The following is a 16,904-nucleotide window of genomic DNA, read 5'->3' as shown; positions in this document are numbered from 1 at the left end:
TTTATTTTTTCACTTTTCGCAATACAAAGTATGCACAACCAAAATTACAATATTCGTATAGGTACTCCGATACTGTGCTAATTTTCGTATCATATGTCGCACGTTGGTTACTATCATCAAAAAAGCCGCGCAATCTTAGTTGATCGTATCCCCAGTCACCAACGATATAATCATATTTATTTAAAATTTCTGCATAGCGCTCTTTAAATGCTTCTTCACGAAAACCGTCACGATAGTCTTTAATTACTTCGTATTGAACATTATTAATGCTCACCGTAGCATGAATCTCTTGCTTTTGTTCCATCATTAACTTCCTTTCTAAGCATTCTTCTTTTTATCGTATCACAAAGGCTTACAACCAACAATTTCAAATACAAAAAATTGAAAAATAGTAAATGCTATAAAGAAGGAGGTGATCCATCATGAAAAGGCAAATGATTCTTTCGTTTCTCACCCTTTCTTTATTTGCAGGATGCCAAGTAGCAAATAAGGCCGAAATGGAACGTGAGGAAGGAAGCCGTATCCTTGTTTCCGATAAAAATGACATGTATCATTCAGAAAATACAAATACGAGACTTACAAGGGTTGGATATTCTTCGAAACAAAAGCATGAAGTATCCAATAATCAGGTGGGTAGTATAAACCGAGAGAAAGTCGCTGAAATGATTACAAGTATGACTGTGAAACTTCCCGACGTAACAAATGCTGCTACACTTGTAACTGACGATGAAGTATTCGTTGTATATCGTGCAAATACAAATAATCATAAGCTTGTGACAGATCAAGTATACCGAACAGCTTTGTCCGTCGTTCCTCGCTATTATAAAGCATATGTCTCAACAGACCAAAAGTTGATTTCTCAAATTCAAGGACTTCAATCTGGTCAATTAAACGATACCGAATATGAACAAAGTATTACTATGTTAAAACGTGAAATGAGCAAAAATCCACATTTAAACAATACGCAAAATGAGACGTTAAATGATATGATTAAAAAGTAAAAATAGAGGACGCCTATCTTTAGGCATCCTCTATTTTTCTTATTTTTGATGACGATCTGCATATATTGCCATAGCATCGCACATAAACTGAGCCAAACCTTTTCCAAACTGATCAATGTTTTTCGTAAAACGTTCATCATCCACATACATTTGTCCTAAACCTTTAAAGGCCTCTAATGAATAATGGCCAAATCTTTGTAAATAATCATACCACTCTTGCATTGCTTCTTGTGCTTCTTTTGAATCGGGTGCATGATGCCGAAGAGCGGCAAGCTTTCGGTATATATGATTCAACTCTTCTTGCTTTTCTTTAGACATACTAGCAGCCGCTTTATTCGCCTTATCAACTGCTTCATTTCCCCATCGTTCTCGCGCTTCTTGTTCATATGGGTTATGACTGAAATCAAATCCTTCAAATTTCTCTTTATTCGTCATTTGAATCTCTCCTTTTGCATGTTTTATTGTTTTAGCAATCGTCGCAATCATCTTATCTAACCGCTCGCGTTTCTCAAGCAGCATTTTCCGGTGCAACTGAAGCGCTTCCTCTCGGTCAAATGACGGACTCATGATAATTTCCTTAATCTTCTTTAAAGGGAAGCCAAGCTCTTTAAAAAATAAAATTTGCTGTAGTGTTTCTAAGTTTTTGTTGGAATATAGGCGATATCCTGATTCTGTTACTTCATCTGGAATTAATAGTCCAATTTCATCATAATGATGGAGTGTGCGCACACTAATGCCTACTAAATCGGCTACTTCTTTTACTCTCATTGTCATTGTTCTTGCCTCCCTCAGCTTCTACAATAAAGTATCACGCAACGTGAGAGTCAACCAGAAATTCATCTTTTTTATGTTAAAAATGGAGACTACTCCACATTTCAGAAAAATTCAGGCATAATATAAATGTACATATATTAGAAAGCGGTGAAATTTATGGTTTCAAATGCTGTCATTACCAGCATCATTATTCAACTTGTTCTTTCGATTTTTGTGCCTATTATTACTTTTATCTATTTGCGAAAAAAATATCGTATAAACTGGAAAGTAGTTGGGGTAGGTATTCTCGTCTTTATCGGATTTGCTCAAATTCTTGAAACACCCCTTCATGTATTCATGCTAGGAAATCCGACAACCTCTAAAATATTAGAAAATCCATTTCTGTATGCAATCTATGGCGGACTTGCCGCTGGTATCTTTGAAGAAGCAGGACGCTTTATCGCCTTCTTTTTCCTATTAAAGAAATACCAAGAATATAAAGACGGCTTTGCCTACGGAATCGGTCATGGAGGGATTGAATCCATCTTAATTGGAGGACTTGCTGGGCTTCAAGCTCTTATTTTTGCTACTTCTATTAATAATGGTAGCTTTGCACAACTCATTGAAAAAACACCCCAACTTAGTCAAGTACAAGATGCATTACTGTCTGCTCCTTCCTATCTATACTTACTAGGCGGGGCAGAAAGAATAATGGCACTTGTTCTACAAATTTCCTTTACAATGCTTGTGTTGTATGGTGTAAAACAGAAAAAATATATTTTCGTCCTATATGCTGTGCTATTTCATGCACTCGTTGATTTCTTTGCAGCTCTTTATCAAAAACAAGTGCTGAATATATTTGTTACAGAAAGTATTTTCTTTATTTTTACTATTTTTGCATTCATTCTCATTCGAAAAATGAAAGAAAAACTGACAATAGAACCTTCAAAAAGCTAAGCGAAAAAATGCTTAGCTTTTTTGAATAGAGGACTTTTTCTTCCGTTTGTCGAAGTTATGTAGCGTCAACTTGAAAAGTGAGGGATGAAATTTGAAGAAGTTAATTGTAATCCGGCACTGCTCTGCAACAGGGCAAAGCCGTGATGCAACGCTCACAATTGAAGGCGAAAAGCAAGCATCTGCCCTTGCTGAATTTCTTATGACAAGTCGCTTACAAATCGATTCTATTATTTCGAGTCCTTTTAAAAGAGCAATTCAGTCCATTACACCATTTGCATCACTAGCGAACCTACAAATTGAGCAAGATGAACGCTTAGCCGAACGTATACTGAGCAATAGACCCATGGAAGATTGGCTACAGAAATTAGAATATACTTTTATAAATATAGATATTGCCTTCTTAGGCGGAGAGTCAACAAAACAAGCAATGGAACGTGTAACTTCATTAATCAAGCATGTTTTAGAAAAAGAGCATCAAGTAACGGTACTTGTTACACACGGAAATCTGCTAACGCTTATTCTAAAGTACTTTCATCATCAGATTGGTTTTCAAGAGTGGAAAAATGTAAGTAACCCTGATGTTTATGAAATTACAATTTCTGAACAACCGACAATTCACAGACTGTGGAAAAAATAGTATATAACATAGTACTCACAAAAAACATCCCTTTCAAATTCATTCAGTTGACATCACGAGAAGATGCCTAAACATGCTCATTATAGTTTTACAACATGTATGAAAAATGAGATGAACTTGTAACAAACATAGGAAGGGGTATCACAAAGTATGTATGAAGAAGTAATATCTTTACTACATAAAACAAACGCTTCTTACGAAAAGTTTGAACATGAGCCAGTTCTCGATTATGAAACAGATCGAGTTGTTCGCGAGCGCCTTGGTTTGCAAGGAACTCCAAGCAAAAGCTTATTTTTAAAATCAAAATCTGATTCCTATTATGTATTCTTCACAATAGAAGGCACTCGTTTGGATCGAAACAAAATGAAAACAATAACCGGACAACACCTCTCTCTTTGTTCACCAGATGAACTAAGGGAACAAACTGGATGTATTCCTGGATGCGTCGCTCCTTTTGGCTATTCGAAGGATGTAACAATTATTGTGGATCGCTCTATCTACAACTACGATAAAATTTTAATATCACCAGGTGTTCCAGATTTTACAATAGAATTATCCACAGAAGAATTAAAAAAAATTTTATCCACATGTCAAAATCCTGTTTTGGAATACAAAAAAGAGAGCTAGTCATTTGCTCTCTTTTTTGTATTATTTTGCTTCTACTGTATTCTCTTTTGCAGAGCGAACTTGCTCATCTGCGTGGTAAGAAGAACGCACAAGTGGACCAGCTTCACAGTGACTGAATCCTTTGCTAAGCGCAATCTCTTTCAGCTCTGCAAATTCAGCCGGTGTGTAATATCGAATAACTGGTAAGTGTTTCTTAGATGGTTGTAGATATTGTCCAAGCGTTAAAATATCCACATTGTTCGCACGTAAATCGTCCATTGCTTCAAGTAAATCTTCTCTTGTTTCTCCTAATCCCACCATAATACTAGATTTAGTTGGAATATCAGGTTGCATTTCTTTTGCACGACGTAAAAATTCTAAGGAACGTTCATATTTTGCTCTTGCGCGAACTCGGTCAGATAATCGACGTACCGTTTCAATGTTATGGTTTAAAATATCTGGTTTTGCATCCATTAACATTCTTAAATTCTCTTCTACCCCACCCATATCAGATGGTAACACTTCAATCGATGTAAATGGATTTTTGCGGCGGACTGCGCGCACTGTTTCAGCAAAAACAGCAGCTCCTCCGTCCTTTAAATCATCACGTGCAACCGCTGTTATAACAACGTGTTTTAATCCCATTTGTACAACAGAATCCGCTACGCGTTCTGGCTCTTGTAAATCAAGCTCTGTTGGTAAGCCTGTTTTAACCGCACAGAAGCGGCAAGCACGTGTACAAACTGCACCTAAAATCATAAATGTTGCTGTTTTTCTTACTGCCCAACATTCATGAATGTTCGGACATTTTGCCTCTTCACAAACTGTATGAAGCTGCTTAGAACGCATCATTTTCTTTAAGCCTGTATAGTTTTCATTTGTATTTAACTTAATTTTCAACCATTCGGGCTTGCGCTTATATTCTGTTTGTTTTGTCATGTTATCAACTCCGCACAATATGAAATAGTTTACCGTGTTCGCTTCTTTCAATGTAACATATCTATTTTAACGTATGAAAGCGATTTGCTCAAATGAAGATTGCAAGATTTTTTACCAATGATTTACTATAATGAAATATTCCGTATATCTAACACTAAAGAGAGTGATGTTGTGAAAGGAGTCTATTTCATGCTTCGAAAAATTTCTCTCTTACTTTCGATTTTCTTTCTTCTTCAGCAAGGCATCGCTTATGGTGAAGAGAAACAAAGCATATATGATAAACGGATGGAACTCTATAAAGAGACTGAGCAATCTTCGGGTGTTCCTTGGTATTATCTAGCTGCCATCGATCAATATGAACGTAATATACGAAGTGTTAGGCGTGATATTCCGAAAAAACCTGATGCGATTATTTCTATTTATTTCAAACCAGAAATATGGTCAGGGCCCGCTAATCCTGCTCCTCATGATACTCTACCTTATACTATTTCTTTATTTGCTGGAATTGGTTTAGATGGGAATCAAGATGGACGAGCAGATGCAAATAATGACCGTGATTTGTTGCACACAATAGCAACAATTATAACAAAACAAGGAACTTCTGAAGACCATATAAAAATTATGCTTTGGGAATATTATAGACGTGCCAAGACCGTGGAGTTAATTACGGAATATGCTCGAATTTATAAACATTATGGACGCATAAATTTAGAAGGAAATGCCTTCCCGCTTCCCATTCACAGCGATCATAGCTACCGCAGTACTTTTGGTGCGGGACGAAGCTTTGGCGGAAGACGGATTCATGAAGGAACTGATATTTTCGCAAGACATGGCGTCCCGGTGCGATCGACTTGTTACGGCATTATTGAAACAAAAGGCTGGAATCGTCTTGGTGGATGGCGTATTGGAATACGCGACCTGTATAATAACTATCATTATTACGCTCATTTAGGTGGATTTTCAAAAGACATACAGCTTGGTCAAATTGTAGAACCTGGCACAGTTCTTGGCTTCGTTGGAAATACAGGATATGGGCCACCCGGCACAGCTGGTAAATTTCCTCCTCATTTACACTTTGGGCTATATAAAGATAATGGTTACACGGAATGGGCTTTTGATCCATATATGCACTTAAGCTTATGGGAACGAAAAGAACGCGCTAGCTTAAAGAAATAACTGTGGCGAATTGCCACGGTTATTTCTTTCTATCTAGTTGCCACTTGAATCATACTAAGACAACTCAAAATGATATTCATTCCATTAATCATCCGTTTTCTTTTTATCAGGTATTACAATCCCGCCATTTCCATAATAAGCTGGTACTTCTCCTTGGACAATTCGCGTTGCAATTGGAATATCTTGCTTCACTGTAATATCTTTCGTTCGAAATGGGATAATAACTTGTAACGTTACCTCTACCTCCATCATAATTTTAATAGCTGTATTATTAATTCCTTGCGGTTCGATTTTTTGCTTAATATCTGTGCTAACATGCCCAATCGTTGTAAAATCAATTGGAATATCGGGTCCTATATTTCCAAGAAGTGCATTATCTGTTATGCGTCCGAGCGGAACGGACATCGATACTCCGCTCTCTTCTGGAAGGCCGAGCGCTTTCATATTCCCATTTTCCACCTGATGTAAATACTTTTCTATGTATGCCGTTGTGGATGTTAAAATCTCATTTACTTGTTTCGTATTTAAATCAATTGTGGATACTTTTCCATTCTTATCATTTTGTACCTTCATTAATGAATCCACATTAAATCCTTCATTTATACGATCTTTTACCGCCTTTGTCATTACTACTGTTGCCATTTTATGCGTTTGTGTTTCTCCATACTTTATAAGTGTTGGCTGTATACTTTTATTCACAATCCACAATCCTTGAAATGTCAACAATAAAAAAATAATAAATGAGATAAGTAGTACATGGCGAAAAGGAAGCGGTCCACGTCTAAACCGCGAATTCTTCGGACGAAATGTGCGCATAAGAAACCCTCCTTCTTATATTATTTCTATGCAAGAAAGAGGGACGATATATACTTATATCATTTTTAATAGTGCATCTTTTCCAATTGTTCCTGCTGTAATGCCTAATTTCTCTGCCTCAGCTGTTACCGATTCCAGCGGGGCTTCAAGCAGTTGTTCCATTGTTCTAACACCAACTGCACGACCAGCAACAATCCCGCGGTCTTTTAATTTCTCATTTAATAAACCGACATCTAATGCCCCGCACATAATGTATCCTTTATCGCTCATAATAGCTAGCAAATTTGTCTTTGGAAGCTTTACGCTAACTCCTATAAACGTATATTGATCAATAATAATAGGCTCTATACTCACCATCATTCACCCACTCCTCTCTTTCTTATCTGTATGAGGAGAGAGAAATGTGTGTTACAGGTTAACTAGCCTATCGTTTGATTAAACGATGTAGAAGTTATCAACATATTTGCTAACACATCTCTAAGCAGTTCTGGCATATAGTATTGTTTATGAGAAAGTGTGGATAGTTCTGGGTATAAGTAACCAAATGTGTACATATCAATTGTCCCTACCGTATAGATACGATCTAATTCGATTGATTCGCCGTTAATTAATATATCCTCAATCAAAATTTTATTCCCAGGAACCGTATCAAATATCACCTCTAGTCCATCATAAACCATCTTCCCCATTACTTTCCCACGAAAACCAAATCCCTTTACTTCAAGCTGTTCCATATTCGGACGACGCGCTTTTAAAATAACTTCCTTTAATATTTTCCCCGGTACTCGTAATGCACATGGATTAATCGGATGTGGACAAATTCGGTGAATATCTCCGCGCGTTACAATTCCTGCTTCCAGCCCTTCCAATAATACTCCGGCATTTACCATTCCAATTTCTGCCCCGCACCATTTTCGTAACGCATTTGCTAACATATGAGAAAATGCTGTTTCTTTAAACCAATCTATTGGCAGCGACTCTTTTAATTGGACAACAGGCTCTTCCATAATATGTGTACATTCTGCCTGCAACAGCTCGATTGTGGATAACGGTTTACGATACGCGCTTAAACGCTCTGTTTTAATCGCTCTACCGTCTTTTTTCAATAATCGTTTTGTTTCCTTATCTACAGTAAGTTGTACATGTCCAACATAATGTCCCCACTTCTCACAGCAACAAAGCAACGTTCCATTTACGAGCATGCCGCGCTCAAATAAATGATGTGTATGCGCTCCTAAAATAACATCTATATCATAATTATTTGCCATATATTCATCAGCATGTTTCCCAAGATGCGAAAGGACAACCGTAATATGCGCTTTATCTTTTACTTCATCTAAGATCGCTTCTAAATGTATCATCGGCTCTTCAATATGCCATCCTAACATGTTATAAAACTCTGGATAGGCTACCGTTAAACCGATAAAAGCAATGGTAATGCCATCTGTAGTTGTATGAAGTTTATACGGCTGTGACCAATTAGGACGTATCCCCTCTTTTTCAAATAAATTCGCTACAAGTACTTCAAATTCAGCATCATCGTATAAATCGTCTAAATGCTCCTTCGCTAGTGTAATTCCTTCATTATTTCCAATCGTGACATAATCATATAGCGCTTCATTTAATAACTTCGTATTCCCGCGCCCATTTGTCGCTTCTGTAATACTATGAAAACGATCCACGTGATCGCCGATATCTAACGTAAAAACAGACTCTCCAGCTTCTTGTCTTCGCTTTTTCTCTTCTAATACAAACCGAGAAATTTGAGGCCAATTTTCAAAATGGCTATGTATATCGTTTGTATGATAAAGGTGGATGATTGTTTCTTTCTTTCTATTCAGAGAAAAAACCTCCTCTCAAATCCTTACTGCCTTTTACGCTACGCGTATACAATAATCCTGTAAATACTTTTCGCCCTTTCTTGCTATTTTACATTGTACTCTCATTAAAGGAAAAAGCAAAAGATTCCCCTTTTCATATAAAATTTATTTTTAAACCGAAATGATTATAAATGACTCCGCTCCAAAAAATCAGAAAAATCGTTGCATTTTTAATATAAAAAATATATATTGTATATAAAGTATATATACAATATGAATACTAAGAGGGATTTGCATGCAAATAATTATTTCAAATAATAGTAAGGAACCGATTTACGAACAAATTACGAATCAAATAAAATCACTCATTTTAAATGGTGATTTAAAGGAGGGAATGACACTCCCCTCCATGCGCCAGCTCGCTAAAGATTTACAAGTCAGTATTATTACGACGAAAAGAGCGTATGAAGAGTTAGAAAAAGCAGGCTTTATTTATTCAATTGTAGGGAAAGGATCTTTTGTTGCTGAACAAAATTTAGACGTAGTACGTGAGAAAAAATTAAAAGTGATTGAAGAACAATTATTAGCTGTTGTTGCGAATAGTAAAGAAATTGGTGTACCTTTAGCCGAGCTTCATGAATTATTAACTATTTTATATGAGGAGTAAAAGAGATGGAAAATATAGTAGAACTACGAGATGTTCATAAAACTTTTCAAGGCTTTTCGATCAAACAATTAAATTTACAAATCAAAAAGGGGTTTGTAACAGGTTTCATCGGTTCAAATGGTGCAGGAAAATCAACAGTCATTAAAATGATGATGAACTTATTAAAACCAGATGCAGGTGAAGTGAAAATATTTGGCTTAGACTACGCATCGCATGAAAAGGAAATTAAAGAGCGTATCGGCTTTGTTTTTGATAGTAATGTATTTTATGAGGGATTAAATCTAAAGGATATTAAGCGAATCGTCGCACCCGCTTATAACAATTGGGATGAAATACAATTTAAACGCTATGTAGAGCGGTTCGAATTGCCGATGAATAAACCGATTAAAACATTTTCAAAAGGAATGCAAATGAAAGTTTCATTAGCCCTTGCGCTATCGCATCATGCCGAGTTGATTATTATGGATGAGCCAACAGCAGGATTAGACCCTATATTTAGACGTGAGTTACTTGATCTACTGCACGAATTAATGCTGGATGGCAAGCGCACCATTTTCTTCTCTACACATATTACGACAGATTTAGATCGCATCGCTGATTTTATCGCTTTTTTAAAAAACGGACAATTACTCTTCAATCAGTCGATTCATGAAATCGAGGAAAATTATGCTCTCGTAAAAGGCAGTACAGATTTATTAGACCGCGATACAGAAAAAGCTTTTGTACATGTTCACCGTGCCCCGACTGGCTTTGAGGCATTAACAAATAATGTTGCCGAAGTGGAAGGGATTTTTGGAAATGAGGTTTTGATTGAACGTGCTTCATTAGAAGATATTATGTATTACTCGAAAGGAGTAGGGCACCATGCTTAATTTAATCAAACGCGATTTCATTTTACAGAAGAAGCAATTACTCATGTATTTAGGTCTCATTATCTTTTTTATTGTGATGAACAAGCACCCTATTTTAACATTTACGATTGCAAGTATTTTAATCCCATTTAGTACGCCTGCCTACGATGCAAAGACAGAAACAAATATTTTATTAAATTCTTTACCCTATACACGCAAGGAAATTGTCGCTTCACGTTATATTGGAACAATCATTCACATGTTGTTAGCAGTTGTTGTAACGAGCGCAATGCTTATTATCTTTCAAAAGTCATTTACTGTAGAACATATTGTAATGAGCAATGCATTATTTTTACTATTTTCAGCCTTTACATTTCCACTATTTTATCTATTTAAACAAGAGCGTATGTTCTTAATTATTATAATCTCATTTTTAGTATTAACTGCTTTTGGTCCAGGTGCTGTACAATTTCTTGCAATAGAGTTTAGTACTGTTACCAATGCTCTTTTCAGCTTATCTATCCCTACTTTGTATGCCATAGCTACGATTAGTACCGCATGTATTTATCTCATTTCATGGAGCGTATCGTTATTGATTTATCAACGTAAAGTGTTTTAATTCAAAATTTCTCGCATTATATAACGAAGTAAAAATTGAATATATTAGTAAATTTATAAAAAGGTTCTCTACATAGGGAGAACCTTTTTTCTTATCTCTTATTCGACTTAATAAAACGCATAAAAATTTCCATATACAGGACTGCTAGAGTGATTTGTAACTTTCATGACGTAGATTCCACGTGAAACATTATAAAAATATAGTTTTCCTTGTTCTTTCGTATACGTACCCGTTAATGTTTTTGCATAAGATTTCCCGATCGAACTAAGTGGAACTAATTCATATGTCACTTTAGCCTCACTTTCATCCCCAGTATATTGCATCGTTCCAATAGTTACATCATTTACTGGATGATCGAACAAAAATAAATCGTTCATCCCAGGCATCCATTGATACGATTTTCCTTGTTCAAGAGAAAAACTAAAATTTTCTGATGTTTCTTTTGCGAACGTCGTGTTTCCTCCCATGAACATAAAAACAAATAGAAAACTTATAATAACTCCTAAAACCTTTTTCATAGCTACTCATTTCCCCTTTCTTCTTGTTTTATTGATAGCTACCTACAATACATTCTATCTTTCGCTCTAAATCGCCTTCTATTTTTACAATAGTTAACATTTTATACAAATAATAACTTTTTCTAAAATATAGTAAAAATTCAGATATTAATATTTAAAATAGAATATTGATGATATCCCTATAAGAGGCAAAAAGCACCGATACTTTCTTACTACATATAAAAAAGCGCCCTGCCAAGCAGGACGCTTTTACTTTTAAATTAACCGATAGAACCTTCCATCTCGAACTTGATGAGACGGTTCATTTCTACTGCGTATTCCATTGGAAGTTCGCGAGTGAATGGCTCGATGAAGCCCATTACGATCATTTCTGTTGCTTCTTGCTCAGAAATACCGCGGCTCATTAGATAGAATAATTGTTCTTCTGATACTTTTGATACTTTCGCTTCGTGCTCAAGTGAAACGTAATCGTTTTTGATCTCGTTGTAAGGAATTGTATCAGATGTAGATTGGTTATCCATGATTAATGTATCACACTCGATGTTAGAGCGAGAGTTTTTCGCTTTCGGTCCGAAGTGTACGATACCACGGTATGTTACTTTACCACCATGTTTTGCAATCGATTTAGATACGATTGTTGAAGATGTGTTTGGTGCTAAGTGAATCATTTTCGCACCAGCATCTTGGTGTTGGCCTTTACCAGCAATCGCGATAGATAATGTTAAACCGCGTGCACCTTCACCTTTTAAAATAACAGCTGGGTATTTCATCGTTAATTTAGAACCGATGTTACCATCAATCCATTCCATCGTTGCGTTTTCTTCACAAACCGCACGTTTTGTAACGAGATTGTATACGTTATTTGCCCAGTTTTGGATTGTTGTATAACGGCAATATGCATCTTTCTTAATAATGATTTCTACTACCGCACTGTGAAGTGAGTTCGTTGTGTAAACAGGAGCTGTACAACCTTCTACGTAGTGTACGTGTGCGCCTTCGTCTACGATAATAAGCGTACGCTCGAATTGTCCCATATTTTCAGAGTTAATACGGAAATACGCTTGAAGTGGTGTATCTACTTTTACACCTTTTGGAACGTAGATAAATGATCCACCAGACCAAACTGCAGAGTTCAATGCTGCAAATTTGTTGTCAGTTGGCGGAATTACTTTTCCGAAATGCTCACGGAAAATATCTTCGTTTTCTTTTAATGCGCTATCTGTATCTTTGAAGACAATTCCTAGCGCTTCTAGGTCTTCTTTCATGTTGTGATATACAACTTCAGATTCATACTGCGCTGATACACCCGCTAAATATTTTTGCTCAGCTTCTGGAATACCTAATTTATCAAATGTTGCTTTAATTTCATCAGGTACTTCATCCCAAGACTTCTCAGATTTCTCAGATGGTTTTACGTAATACGTAATTTCATCGAAATCTAAATCATTTAAGTCGCCGCCCCATTGTGGCATTGGCATTTCATAGAACTTATCCAGTGCTTTTAAACGGAAGTCTAACATCCACTGTGGTTCTTCTTTCATATGTGAAATCTCTTCTACGATTTCTTTTGTTAAACCGCGACCTGCACGGAAAATCGAAACGTCTTTATCCTTGAAACCATATTTGTAATCGCCGATATCTGGCATTTGTTTCGCCATGTTGGTATGTCCCTCCTTAGATAACTCCGTCTTTAGGAACTTCTCACATTACTTTTCTTCGTTTAAGCCTTTTTCTAACGCTTTCCAAGCTAATGTTGCACATTTAATACGCGCTGGAAACTTGCATACACCTTGTAATGCTTCAATATCTCCTAAATCTACGCTGTCATCATACTCTTTTCCTAGCATCATGTCAGAGAAAATTTTCGAAAGCTTAAGTGCCTCTTCAATTTTCTTTCCTTTTACCGCTTGCGTCATCATCGAAGCTGAAGACATTGAAATGGAACATCCTTCCCCCTCAAACTTCGCTTCTTTCACGATTCCCTCTTCTACTTTCATCGTAAGCTGAATACGATCGCCGCAAGTTGGGTTGTTTAAGTTAACTGTAACACTATCTTCTAATACGCCATGGTTACGTGGATTCTTATAATGATCCATAATAACTTGACGATATAACGTATCTAAATTATTAAAAGACATTTGTGAAATACTCCTTTGTTTTCGTTAGCGCTTCAACAAATGTATCAATTTCTTCTTTTGTATTATATAAATAGAAGCTTGCACGTGCTGTAGAAGAAGCTTTTAGCCACTTCATAAGCGGTTGTGCACAGTGATGTCCTGCGCGAACCGCAATGCCTTCTACATCTAGTACTGTCGCAACATCGTGTGGATGTACTTCATCAATATTAAATGTAACAAGACCAGCTCGATGCTTTGGCCCATAAATTGTAACGCCATCTACTTCTGATAGTCTTTCTAAAGCGTACTGCGCTAATTCATGTTCATGCTTTTCAATATTATCAAGACCGATTTCTTCTAGGAAATCAATTGCCGCGCCAAGTCCGATTGCATTTCCGATAATCGGTGTACCCGCTTCAAATTTCCAAGGAAGTTCTTTCCACGTAGAATCTTGTAAATCTACGAAATCAATCATTTCACCGCCAAATTCAATTGGCTCCATATTTTCTAGCAATTCCTTCTTACCGTATAATACACCGATACCTGTAGGCCCGCACATTTTATGAGCGGATAACGCATAGAAATCGCAATTTAAATCTTGTACATCTACTTTCATATGAGGTGTACTTTGTGCACCGTCAACGACCATAATGGCACCGTTTTGATGAGCGATTTCCGCAATTTCTTTTACAGGGTTAATCGTTCCAAGTACGTTTGATACATACATGATAGAAACAATTTTCGTATTTGGTGTAATGGTTTGACGGGCATCTTCAATAGAGATTGTTCCATCTGGCTGAAGCGGAAGATATTTTAACGTTGCCCCTGTTTTCTTTGCAACTTGTTGCCACGGAATAATGTTACTATGGTGCTCCATGTAAGAGATGACAATTTCATCGCCTTCTTTTACATTTTCACGGCCATAGCTTGCTGCTACTGTATTTAATGCAGTTGTTGTTCCGCGTGTGAAAATAATTTCTTCCATTGATTTCGCATTAATAAACTTGCGAACTTTCTCACGTGCACCTTCATACGCATCGGTAGCTTTTGTACCGAGCGTATGAACACCGCGATGCACGTTAGAATTATATTCTTTATAGTAACGTTCTAACGTTTCAATCACTTGAATTGGTTTTTGAGAAGTTGCTGCACTATCGAAATAAACAAGTTGTTTGCCGTTCACTTTTTGATCAAGAATTGGAAACTGTTTGCGTATTTCATGAATATTCATTAGCGAACTTTCCTTTCGATTACCTCAACAAGCTGTGCTTTTACTCCTTCAATTGGAAGCTCATTTACTACAGGTGCTAAGAATCCATGGATGACTAAGCGCTCCGCTTCTTTCTTCGGAATACCACGACTCATTAAGTAGTATAGTTGTACTGGATCTACGCGGCCAACAGAAGCTGCGTGACCTGCCATTACATCATCTTCATCAATTAGAAGAATTGGGTTTGCATCACCGCGTGCTTTTTCATTTAACATAAGAACGCGAGAAGATTGTTGCGCATTTGATTTAGATGCACCGTGTTCAATCTTACCAATTCCGTTAAAGATAGAAGTTGCGCTATCCTTTTGTACACCATGTTTTAAAATATAACCTTCAGAGTGTTTACCAAAATGAACAACTTTTGTTGTAAAGTTTTGTGTTTGATTGCCGCGACCAATTGTTACTGTTTTTGTATCAGCAAATGATCCGTCACCCATTAAATTCGTTACGTTCTCTGAAATTGTATCACCGTCGTTCATAAGACCTAATGCCCATTCAATACGAGCATCGCGTCCTACAACACCGCGACGATTTACATACGTTGTTACATCTTTCGCTAATAGGTCCACCGCACCAAATTTCACCTGTGCACCTTGTTCTACGATTACTTCTGCTACGATATTTGCAATACCAGTAACATTTTCATTTGCTACATAGTTTTCCACGTAAGTTGCAGAACTGTTTTCATCAGCTACGAATAATACATGGTTATATAAGTTTGCTTCTTCGCCATCTACTAAAAATACTGCTTGAAGTGGTGTTTCAAGTACAACATTTTTCGGAACATATACAAATGCCCCGCCATTGATTAATGCTGCGTGAAGTGCTGTTAAACGATGCTCATCCACTTTCACGCCATCTTTCATTAAGTACTTTTGTACTAATTCAGCATGCTCAGTTGCAGCCGTTACGATATCTGTAAAAATAACACCTTTTTCTTTTGCTTCATCCGCTAAAGAAACAAATGCTTTTGTGCCAGTGCGTCCCACTAGTACGTTATTATTTTCATCAATTAAGTTTTTCACTGCTTCTGGAAGTTCCGCTAAAGAACTTACAGGCTCTTGCTTAAGAGTAGTGCCTTTTCCGATAAAGTCCCATTTATCGATTTTTGTTTTATCAGGCGTTGGCATTGGAAGTTCAGTTGCTTGTGCAAGAGCTTGTAAGCGGAACTCAGTCAACCAAGCAGCTTCGTTTCCTTCGCTTGCGCGCTGACGGATTGTTTCTTGATCGAAAGGTAATGTACCGATTGTCATATTTATGCTCCTCTCTTACGCTTCTTGCTCTGCTGTTTCGTCTTCAATACCTAATTCTTTTTTGATCCAGTCATAACCTTCAGCTTCTAGACGTTGAGCAAGCTCAGGGCCACCAGATTTTACAATACGACCGTTCATCATAACGTGAACGAAGTCTGGAGTAATGTAGTTTAATAAACGTTGGTAATGCGTAATCATTAAGCAACCAAACTCTTCGCCGCGCATTTCGTTAATACCTTTAGATACAACTTTTAATGCATCGATATCAAGACCAGAGTCGATTTCATCTAAGATTGCAATTTTTGGCTCAATCATCATTAATTGAAGAATTTCGTTACGTTTTTTCTCACCGCCAGAGAAACCTTCGTTTAAGTAACGTTGTGCCATTTCTGGATCCATTTCTAGAAATTCCATGTTTTTATCTAATTTACGGATAAATTTCATAAGAGAAATTTCATCGCCTTCCTCGCGGCGTGCGTTAATTGCCGAACGTAAGAAGTCAGCGTTTGTTACTCCGCTAATTTCACTTGGATATTGCATTGCTAGGAATAGACCTGCTTGTGCACGCTCATCTACTTCCATTTCTAATACATCTTCACCATCGATGATGATGCTTCCTTCTGTTACTTCATATTTTGGGTGACCCATAATTGCAGAAGATAAAGTTGATTTACCTGTTCCGTTAGGTCCCATAATTGCGTGGATTTCTCCACCTTTCACTTCCAGGTTTACACCTTTTAAAATCTCTTTGCCATCGATTGATACATGTAAGTCTTTAACCGTTAATGTAGAACCAGCCATCTCAATACCTCCATTAATCCTCTATATACATTTTAAAAATTCCTAAAACATTCACATTCTCATTTTATTCTCATTCTAATTTTATATCAAATAAAATGATATC

Annotated in this window: 20 protein-coding genes; 8 read left to right on the top strand and 12 right to left on the bottom strand. The window is 36.8% G+C overall.

The window, feature by feature from the left end; genetic code table 11:
* Position 1 precedes the first annotated feature (1 nt).
* The gene (locus tag MR058_RS10825; RefSeq protein ID WP_242144028.1) at positions 2-304 is read right to left on the bottom strand and encodes a YutD family protein; all 303 of its coding nucleotides are present in this window, start codon (positions 302-304) and stop codon (positions 2-4) included.
* 118 nt (positions 305-422) lie between these two features.
* On the opposite strand from MR058_RS10825, the gene MR058_RS10820 reads away from it, so the two are divergent.
* The gene (locus tag MR058_RS10820) at positions 423-1,001 is read left to right on the top strand and encodes a YhcN/YlaJ family sporulation lipoprotein (RefSeq protein ID WP_242144027.1); all 579 of its coding nucleotides are present in this window, start codon (positions 423-425) and stop codon (positions 999-1,001) included.
* A gap of 39 nt (positions 1,002-1,040) precedes the next feature.
* Here the strand turns inward: MR058_RS10820 and MR058_RS10815 are convergent, their stop codons facing one another.
* A complete protein-coding gene (locus tag MR058_RS10815) occupies positions 1,041-1,775 on the bottom strand; it encodes a MerR family transcriptional regulator (RefSeq protein ID WP_242144026.1) in 735 nt (244 codons plus the stop codon).
* 156 nt (positions 1,776-1,931) lie between these two features.
* On the opposite strand from MR058_RS10815, the gene MR058_RS10810 reads away from it, so the two are divergent.
* From MR058_RS10810 to MR058_RS10800, 3 genes are all read left to right on the top strand, one after another.
* Positions 1,932-2,711 (top strand): YhfC family intramembrane metalloprotease, encoded by a 780-nt coding sequence (locus MR058_RS10810; protein WP_242144095.1) that lies wholly within the window; start codon positions 1,932-1,934, stop codon positions 2,709-2,711.
* Between the two features lie 91 nt (positions 2,712-2,802).
* Complete coding sequence (locus MR058_RS10805) at positions 2,803-3,348, top strand: histidine phosphatase family protein (protein WP_242144025.1); 546 nt, start codon at positions 2,803-2,805, stop codon at positions 3,346-3,348.
* 150 nt (positions 3,349-3,498) lie between these two features.
* Positions 3,499-3,975 (top strand): YbaK/EbsC family protein, encoded by a 477-nt coding sequence (locus MR058_RS10800; protein WP_242144024.1) that lies wholly within the window; start codon positions 3,499-3,501, stop codon positions 3,973-3,975.
* Positions 3,976-3,996: 21 nt separating this feature from the next.
* Here MR058_RS10800 and lipA read toward each other — a convergent pair whose 3' ends face one another.
* Entirely contained in the window at positions 3,997-4,893 is an 897-nt protein-coding gene (gene lipA, locus MR058_RS10795) for a lipoyl synthase (RefSeq protein WP_242144023.1), read from the bottom strand.
* A gap of 189 nt (positions 4,894-5,082) precedes the next feature.
* Here lipA and MR058_RS10790 point away from each other — a divergent pair, with 189 nt between their 5' ends.
* Positions 5,083-6,069, top strand: a complete 987-nt coding sequence (locus MR058_RS10790; protein WP_242144022.1) for a M23 family metallopeptidase — start codon at positions 5,083-5,085, stop codon at positions 6,067-6,069.
* 84 nt (positions 6,070-6,153) lie between these two features.
* On the opposite strand, the gene yunB is transcribed toward MR058_RS10790, so the two are convergent.
* From yunB to MR058_RS10775, 3 genes are all read right to left on the bottom strand, one after another.
* A complete protein-coding gene (gene yunB / locus MR058_RS10785) occupies positions 6,154-6,885 on the bottom strand; it encodes a sporulation protein YunB (RefSeq protein ID WP_242144021.1) in 732 nt (243 codons plus the stop codon).
* 54 nt (positions 6,886-6,939) lie between these two features.
* Complete coding sequence (locus MR058_RS10780) at positions 6,940-7,242, bottom strand: YunC family protein (RefSeq protein ID WP_242144020.1); 303 nt, start codon at positions 7,240-7,242, stop codon at positions 6,940-6,942.
* Between the two features lie 62 nt (positions 7,243-7,304).
* Positions 7,305-8,705 carry a bifunctional metallophosphatase/5'-nucleotidase gene (locus tag MR058_RS10775; protein WP_472927009.1) on the bottom strand — a complete coding sequence of 467 codons (1,401 nt, stop codon included), beginning with the start codon at positions 8,703-8,705 and terminating at the stop codon, positions 7,305-7,307.
* A gap of 295 nt (positions 8,706-9,000) precedes the next feature.
* Between MR058_RS10775 and MR058_RS10770 the strand changes: the two genes are divergently transcribed.
* The 3 genes from MR058_RS10770 to MR058_RS10760 are packed head-to-tail and all read left to right on the top strand — an operon-like array spanning position 9,001 to position 10,842.
* The gene (locus tag MR058_RS10770; protein ID WP_242144019.1) at positions 9,001-9,372 is read left to right on the top strand and encodes a GntR family transcriptional regulator; all 372 of its coding nucleotides are present in this window, start codon (positions 9,001-9,003) and stop codon (positions 9,370-9,372) included.
* A gap of 5 nt (positions 9,373-9,377) precedes the next feature.
* Positions 9,378-10,244 (top strand): ABC transporter ATP-binding protein, encoded by an 867-nt coding sequence (locus tag MR058_RS10765; protein WP_242144018.1) that lies wholly within the window; start codon positions 9,378-9,380, stop codon positions 10,242-10,244.
* Positions 10,237-10,842 (top strand): ABC-2 transporter permease, encoded by a 606-nt coding sequence (locus MR058_RS10760; RefSeq protein ID WP_242144017.1) that lies wholly within the window; start codon positions 10,237-10,239, stop codon positions 10,840-10,842. Before MR058_RS10765 ends, MR058_RS10760 begins: the two co-directional genes overlap by 8 nt.
* 107 nt (positions 10,843-10,949) lie before the next feature.
* Here MR058_RS10760 and MR058_RS10755 read toward each other — a convergent pair whose 3' ends face one another.
* The 6 genes from MR058_RS10755 to sufC form a co-directional block, all read right to left on the bottom strand.
* Positions 10,950-11,309, bottom strand: coding sequence for a hypothetical protein (locus tag MR058_RS10755; protein ID WP_242144016.1), 360 nt, complete (start codon positions 11,307-11,309; stop codon positions 10,950-10,952).
* Positions 11,310-11,620: 311 nt separating this feature from the next.
* Positions 11,621-13,018 carry a Fe-S cluster assembly protein SufB gene (sufB, locus tag MR058_RS10750; RefSeq protein ID WP_087099313.1) on the bottom strand — a complete coding sequence of 466 codons (1,398 nt, stop codon included), beginning with the start codon at positions 13,016-13,018 and terminating at the stop codon, positions 11,621-11,623.
* A gap of 48 nt (positions 13,019-13,066) precedes the next feature.
* Entirely contained in the window at positions 13,067-13,498 is a 432-nt protein-coding gene (sufU, locus tag MR058_RS10745; RefSeq protein WP_087099315.1) for a Fe-S cluster assembly sulfur transfer protein SufU, read from the bottom strand.
* The gene (gene sufS, locus MR058_RS10740; protein ID WP_012096029.1) at positions 13,488-14,708 is read right to left on the bottom strand and encodes a cysteine desulfurase SufS; all 1,221 of its coding nucleotides are present in this window, start codon (positions 14,706-14,708) and stop codon (positions 13,488-13,490) included. Before sufS ends, sufU begins: the two co-directional genes overlap by 11 nt.
* Positions 14,708-16,000, bottom strand: a complete 1,293-nt coding sequence (sufD, locus tag MR058_RS10735; protein ID WP_242144015.1) for a Fe-S cluster assembly protein SufD — start codon at positions 15,998-16,000, stop codon at positions 14,708-14,710. Before sufD ends, sufS begins: the two co-directional genes overlap by 1 nt.
* 15 nt (positions 16,001-16,015) lie before the next feature.
* Positions 16,016-16,801, bottom strand: coding sequence for a Fe-S cluster assembly ATPase SufC (gene sufC / locus MR058_RS10730; protein ID WP_017153244.1), 786 nt, complete (start codon positions 16,799-16,801; stop codon positions 16,016-16,018).
* Positions 16,802-16,904 lie beyond the last annotated feature (103 nt).

This window comes from Bacillus cereus group sp. BfR-BA-01430 (genome assembly GCF_022663115.1).
In the GTDB taxonomy this organism is placed as follows: Bacteria; Bacillota; Bacilli; order Bacillales; family Bacillaceae_G; genus Bacillus_A; species Bacillus_A cereus_BD.
This window is presented reverse-complemented; position numbering and strand designations above follow the sequence as displayed.

Bases quoted from the DNA above. Each gene is read 5' to 3' on its own strand.
- MR058_RS10760 (WP_242144017.1), top strand. From the start codon at position 10,237: ATGCTTAATTTAATCAAACGCGATTTCATTTTACAGAAGAAGCAATTA.
- lipA (WP_242144023.1), bottom strand. From the start codon at position 4,893: ATGACAAAACAAACAGAATATAAGCGCAAGCCCGAATGGTTGAAAATT.
- MR058_RS10800 (WP_242144024.1), top strand. From the start codon at position 3,499: ATGTATGAAGAAGTAATATCTTTACTACATAAAACAAACGCTTCTTAC.
- sufD (WP_242144015.1), bottom strand. From the start codon at position 16,000: ATGACAATCGGTACATTACCTTTCGATCAAGAAACAATCCGTCAGCGC.
- MR058_RS10780 (WP_242144020.1), bottom strand. From the start codon at position 7,242: ATGGTGAGTATAGAGCCTATTATTATTGATCAATATACGTTTATAGGA.
- MR058_RS10765 (WP_242144018.1), top strand. From the start codon at position 9,378: ATGGAAAATATAGTAGAACTACGAGATGTTCATAAAACTTTTCAAGGC.
- MR058_RS10790 (WP_242144022.1), top strand. From the start codon at position 5,083: ATGCTTCGAAAAATTTCTCTCTTACTTTCGATTTTCTTTCTTCTTCAG.
- MR058_RS10820 (WP_242144027.1), top strand. From the start codon at position 423: ATGAAAAGGCAAATGATTCTTTCGTTTCTCACCCTTTCTTTATTTGCA.
- MR058_RS10755 (WP_242144016.1), bottom strand. From the start codon at position 11,309: ATGGGAGGAAACACGACGTTCGCAAAAGAAACATCAGAAAATTTTAGT.
- sufB (WP_087099313.1), bottom strand. From the start codon at position 13,018: ATGGCGAAACAAATGCCAGATATCGGCGATTACAAATATGGTTTCAAG.
- MR058_RS10815 (WP_242144026.1), bottom strand. From the start codon at position 1,775: ATGACAATGAGAGTAAAAGAAGTAGCCGATTTAGTAGGCATTAGTGTG.
- MR058_RS10770 (WP_242144019.1), top strand. From the start codon at position 9,001: ATGCAAATAATTATTTCAAATAATAGTAAGGAACCGATTTACGAACAA.
- MR058_RS10825 (WP_242144028.1), bottom strand. From the start codon at position 304: ATGGAACAAAAGCAAGAGATTCATGCTACGGTGAGCATTAATAATGTT.
- sufC (WP_017153244.1), bottom strand. From the start codon at position 16,801: ATGGCTGGTTCTACATTAACGGTTAAAGACTTACATGTATCAATCGAT.
- sufU (WP_087099315.1), bottom strand. From the start codon at position 13,498: ATGTCTTTTAATAATTTAGATACGTTATATCGTCAAGTTATTATGGAT.
- yunB (WP_242144021.1), bottom strand. From the start codon at position 6,885: ATGCGCACATTTCGTCCGAAGAATTCGCGGTTTAGACGTGGACCGCTT.
- MR058_RS10810 (WP_242144095.1), top strand. From the start codon at position 1,932: ATGGTTTCAAATGCTGTCATTACCAGCATCATTATTCAACTTGTTCTT.
- sufS (WP_012096029.1), bottom strand. From the start codon at position 14,708: ATGAATATTCATGAAATACGCAAACAGTTTCCAATTCTTGATCAAAAA.